6 protein-coding genes are annotated in these 4926 nt (G+C 57.8%); all 6 read right to left on the bottom strand.

What is annotated here, in order from left to right:
* Positions 1 to 321, bottom strand: a 321-nt coding sequence (locus ABNU55_RS15575; protein WP_348764584.1) for a hypothetical protein, incomplete at its 3' end; no start/stop codon positions are given.
* A gap of 475 nt (positions 322 to 796) precedes the next feature.
* Complete coding sequence (locus ABNU55_RS15570; protein WP_348764583.1) at positions 797 to 1762, bottom strand: arsenic resistance protein; 966 nt, start codon at positions 1760 to 1762, stop codon at positions 797 to 799.
* Positions 1763 to 2211: 449 nt separating this feature from the next.
* Positions 2212 to 2820 (bottom strand): SCO family protein, encoded by a 609-nt coding sequence (locus tag ABNU55_RS15565; protein ID WP_292057160.1) that lies wholly within the window; start codon positions 2818 to 2820, stop codon positions 2212 to 2214.
* Entirely contained in the window at positions 2817 to 3290 is a 474-nt protein-coding gene (locus ABNU55_RS15560) for a copper chaperone PCu(A)C (RefSeq protein ID WP_348764582.1), read from the bottom strand. The genes ABNU55_RS15565 and ABNU55_RS15560 overlap by 4 nt, the downstream gene beginning before the upstream one ends.
* 5 nt (positions 3291 to 3295) lie before the next feature.
* Positions 3296 to 3883: an SCO family protein gene (locus tag ABNU55_RS15555; RefSeq protein WP_292057163.1), complete on the bottom strand. Its 588-nt coding sequence runs from the start codon at positions 3881 to 3883 to the stop codon at positions 3296 to 3298.
* 219 nt (positions 3884 to 4102) lie between these two features.
* Positions 4103 to 4926 (bottom strand): metal transporter (locus ABNU55_RS15550; RefSeq protein WP_348764581.1); only part of this gene is annotated, 824 nt, incomplete at its 5' end.

The following is a 4926-nucleotide window of genomic DNA, read 5'->3' as shown; positions in this document are numbered from 1 at the left end:
AAGTTTTGTGAGCGCCGATGGTAGTGCGAGGTCGTTGGTGGAAGCAAGGTCAAAGACAGGATCGACATCAAGATCAAGGGGAGCGAGGCCGGCTTGGGTCAGGTCAAGGGTCGTGGTGAGGTATGCCGTGCTCAGCCACGCTGAACCCCGGGCGACATTCCGGTTCTGCACGAGGGGAGCGGCGGCACTGGAGCTCATAAGAACTTCAGGATTTGTTTCGAGTGTTTCGTAGGCATAAGCCTGTGCGAATGAAGCGCAGAGCAACACGAGTGCGGATGCAGATACATTGGAATATGATTTCGCTTTATATTGAATATTCATCTTATTATTCTCCCCTTCGTTGAGGAGAAGAATACAATGCAGAGTATAATATCCCGCAAATGGGCATATTTAACGAATTTATACGTATTTCTCTAAAAATTTATCCAATTTCATTGCGAGACCCCATCGTTCGTGGTTGGGCATTTCCGCTTCTGCGGAGCATCCTGATGAATCGCTGGGTCGCCGCGCGGTTGCGGCTGAATTTAATCTCTCAATCTGCGACTTTTCATGCTGTCATGTCGTCAGGATCAGCTTGCAGGTATCGCATCCTGCGTTCGCATGTTTTGTCCCGAATATATTTCCTCAATCTCGTCTGAGATAGGTTCATGAAGGCACGGCTGAGCGGTAAAAGCGCAGTCCTCGGGTAGAGTAACATGCGCAGAGATCAAAATGCTCCCTTCCGTCTCAAGCTGCACCAGCGCCATGCCGGAATTGTTGCCGTTGTTTAGTATCACGGTCTCCGCCGCTGGATCCGTCATGCAGCCATTTTGGAACCGAACATTGGCGCCAGACGGACATATGCCAGCTCGCTTACAAGTTCGATCAAAGTCTGCGTGACAATGATCGCCGGAAGCAGTGGGACAGCGCCGGGAACAGCAAATGCCAGCGGAAGGACGACGAGAGAATTACGCGTTGCGGCACTGAACGCGACGGCCCGCCCGGCTGGCGCATCAAGGCGAAACAGCCTGCTCATACCCCATCCCGCCAAGGGTGCAATAACCGCATACGCCACGTAAATCGGGACGACCCGGAACGTGTCATCAAGTGCTGGGCCGAGTTGCGGCACCACAGCGGCCACGACAACGAATAAAACAAGCGCTGTCGCGGGAACGGGGAGCAGTCCAAGAACCGAGGTTGCACGTGCCCCCACGACACTTTTGATGGCCCAAAACTGGACGAGAGCGGCGAAGAGAAGCGGGACCGCAATCAACCAGACGAATGCGTGAACAAATGGCCCCGCCTTCACGAAGGACCCAGCCTCAGGGCCAAGGAACAGGCCCAGGTAGACAGGAAGCATGATCATCTGGATGATCAGAAGCGCGGGCGTCGCAGCCAGCAGGAGACGGGCGTCGGCACGACCGAGATGCGAGAACGTTACGACATAGTCGATGCATGGCGCGAGAAGCACCAACAGCACGCCCAGCCTTATCATCGGATCGGGCGGCAGAAACTGGATAAGGGCTCCTATCAGAACAGGAATCACAACAAAGTTGGTCAGCAGCAGAACGCCAAGAAAGCGAAAGCGCGAGAAGGCCACTCGCAACTCGGCAAGGGGGACCTGGAGGAAGGTCACGAACAGCATGAATGCAAGCGCGGGATTGATGCCGACCTCCAACGCCGTCATTCCGTTGAGAGTGACCGCTGCAATCGCGCCGAGGACGACAGTGCCAAGATAGATGGCGATCTGACGGTTTTCGAGGGTTTCACGCAGGAGGGTCAATTGAACTCTTTCGTTTGTCATTTTGGCTTCGGGGAAGGTCTATATGGAATTACGGGAATGGCTATCCCGGTGGCGCCATCTTTTTGTCAGACCCAAGAACGGGATGTGAGTGACGCAATCTATGCCATGCGCGCCTTGAAGTCAGCGCATCCAGCGTACAGGTGATTGGGGGCTTAGGTCTCCTCAGGGGTGGGGCATGCAACGCAGCCGCATTGATTGGTTGCAGATGTCGCGAAAGTGCTTCCACCCACAACAGTTTAGCGACGAGTGAGGAAGTATCCGACTTCCCACCGGCAGGATGAATATCAGAGCTTGTGGGGTCCAACAGGATCGAAAGGCAACCTGTCGCCGCAAGCCGGATCAATGTCGGAACTCTTCAAGAGCACAGCATGAGTTTCGTCGTGAAGGCGGCTTGTTTTGCGACCACAACACCAAGCCAACAGAGCCGGTCAGCTAGCTGCTTTCAACAACCTCTGGATCTTCAGCAGAGCCACACGCCGATCCTCGTGATAATCGATAATCCCGCCAAATCGCCCGTCGGCCCGAAACAGGAACACGCCGGCGGTATGGTCCATGGTATAGTCATCCTCCGTCGGCACCTTCTCGAATGTTGCGCGGAATTCTTCCGCGGCGCGCTTGATCTCAGCAAGTGACCCCGTCAGGCCGGTGATTCTTGGATCGAAGTTCGACAGGTAGTCGGCAAGAACGTGTAGAGTGTCGCGCTCCGGGTCGACACTGACCAGAAAGATATTCATCCGGTCGGCGTCAGGGCCGAGATCTTGCAGCCAGAGCGAAATATCGCTCAGCGTTGTCGGGCAAACATCGGGGCACCAGGTAAAGCCGAAAAAGACCATTGTCGGGCGGCCAATCCACTCTGATGGCGTCACCGTCACGCCACGGTGGTTCGTCAGGGTGAAGGACATCTTGCCGATGGGCAATGGCAACAGAGCAGAGCCCGGTTGCAGGCTGTCCCGGCTCTGCCACCACCCCAGACCGAGCGTGAAGGCCAGTGCGCCAACGCCCGACGCCCCGGCAACAAGTAGCGTACGGCGTCTCAATCTTTTTTGTCCACGCAGCCTGCATCTTTCGCACCCATTCCCCGGATCGCCACGGGAACGGTCACGTCGCCTGCCTCGCGGAACGTCAGTGTAAGCGGGAACGTCTCGCCTTCCTTCAGCACCTGTGTAAGACCCATCAGCATGCCGTGATAGCCGCCTGGCTCCAATTGCACGGTGGAATCTGCTGGCACGGGGATCGCCGGCGCGTGCGGCATCGAAGCCACGCCATCCTTCACCACCGTTTCGTGCAGCATGGGCTTTCCGGACACCGGCGTCGCGATGCCGGCAAGCGCATCGTCCGTCGCGCCGGTGTTGCGGATGGTGACATAGAAGGCGCCGGGCCGGGCCATTCCGATCGAAGCTCGCGACCAGGCTTCCGAGATTTCGAGCGAGCCAAGTTGAACGGTTTCACACGCCAGCACCGGGGTGGCGGATAAGCTGAGAAGGAGAGCGGTCAGAAGATATTTCATCGTATTCACAATCTTTGCTTGAGGTCGTTCAGGATTTCACTTGCTGGCGTGCCATAGCTGAACTGACGCAGCCAGTCTCCGTCAGGTCCGATCAGGTAGAGTGATGCGCTGTGTGCCATAGTGTAACCGTCCGGCGCGCCGGAATTGTTCTCGCGCTCATAGAAAATCCGGAAACTGCCGGCTGCCGCGCGGGTATGCGCCTCGTCGCCGGCCAGACCGAGGATTGAGGGGTGAAAGGCCGCGGTATATTCAGCAAGTTCCAGGCCGCGGTCTCGTGTCGGGTCGATGGAGATGAACAGCGGTTGCACAAGGTCAGCCTGACCGCCAAGACCATCCATCACCTGCGCAACCTCGATCAGCGTCATGGGACAGACATCAGGACAATTGGTGAAGCCGAAAAATACCAGAAGATGCTTGCCCGAAAATTCTTCCGTGGTCCGAAGCCGCCCTTCAGCATCGGGCAGCGCGAAAGTTGGGCGGAAGGAAGTATCAGCCGGGGGTGCTGTCGCACGGTTTACCATAAGCACGAGCCCGGCGAAGACCAGCAAAGCCGCACCAGCCATCCCCCAGAGAATCTTCTGCACACCCGTCATTTGCACTGGTTCGTTTGCTTCCGTTCCCCTACCTTTAGAACCTCAAGCCCCTAGAGCTTCAAGTGCCATCACGGCCACTGAGCGGTCGTCCGAAGTGGATACCAGCGAGTTTGCGTGGAGTGCATTGGTCAGGTCCCATGTCGCATGGCGCAACGCCACACTCTTCATGCCAGATCACCAAATCCCGGCGTACAAATGATTCCCGCCAGTACGAATACTCTAAACCTTGATCAGTGCCGCAGTGGCATACATGAACGCGATTCCGCCAAGAAAGCCTCCGATCACAGCAGGGGAAAACAGCACGGCCTTTCGGTCTCGGTTCTGGCGCATCAGATAGGAACCGACTTCGATCATCACCTGGAGGATCGCGCCGGCGCCAACTGCCAACGCCAATGCTGACCATTGAGGTGCATAGGCGAGGCTGCCCGCCCACATGCCCAGCACGGCCGGACCGCCTGCCAGAAGCGTCAGGGCGGGGAAGGTCCACAGCGGAGGACGGAATCGCAGCATCGGTGCCGCGATGCCGATCCCCTCGGTCACATTGTGCAGGGCAAAGCCAAGGACCAAGAAGGTGCCAAGTCCCGCCGACCCGGCGGCAAAGGCGCCGCCGATCGCCAGCCCCTCGCCAAAATTGTGCAGTCCGATGCCAAGGGCGATGAAAAACGCCAAGGCAAGACCCTCGGGCTGGCCGCGCCAGCGTCCGATCGCCATTAATAGCAGAAAACTCGCCAGGCCCGCCAGCCAGACCATTGCGGTCCCCTGGAACAATGCGGCCGCTTCGGAGGCCAGCTCCAGTGCCTCGGCGGTCATGTCGATGAGCAGGAATGCCAGCAGACCAACAGTCAGCGCGAGCAGAAAGTTCATCCCGGCCCGCCCGACGCCGCGCATGGCCGGATAAAACATCAGACCAAGCGCCACCGGCAGCAGACCGACGATCGCCCCGACCAGCGCCTGCGCCTGTAATTGGGACGTCGTGGCCTTTGGCGTCGACACGGCGACAGCGATTTCATGTTCGAACGCCGTGCCGGTGTTGGATAGGAGTT

Source organism: uncultured Henriciella sp., assembly GCF_964005855.1.
Taxonomy (GTDB): domain Bacteria; phylum Pseudomonadota; class Alphaproteobacteria; order Caulobacterales; family Hyphomonadaceae; genus Henriciella.
This window is presented reverse-complemented; position numbering and strand designations above follow the sequence as displayed.

Bases quoted from the DNA above. Each gene is read 5' to 3' on its own strand.
- ABNU55_RS15555 (WP_292057163.1), bottom strand. From the start codon at position 3,883: ATGACGGGTGTGCAGAAGATTCTCTGGGGGATGGCTGGTGCGGCTTTG.
- ABNU55_RS15560 (WP_348764582.1), bottom strand. From the start codon at position 3,290: ATGAAATATCTTCTGACCGCTCTCCTTCTCAGCTTATCCGCCACCCCG.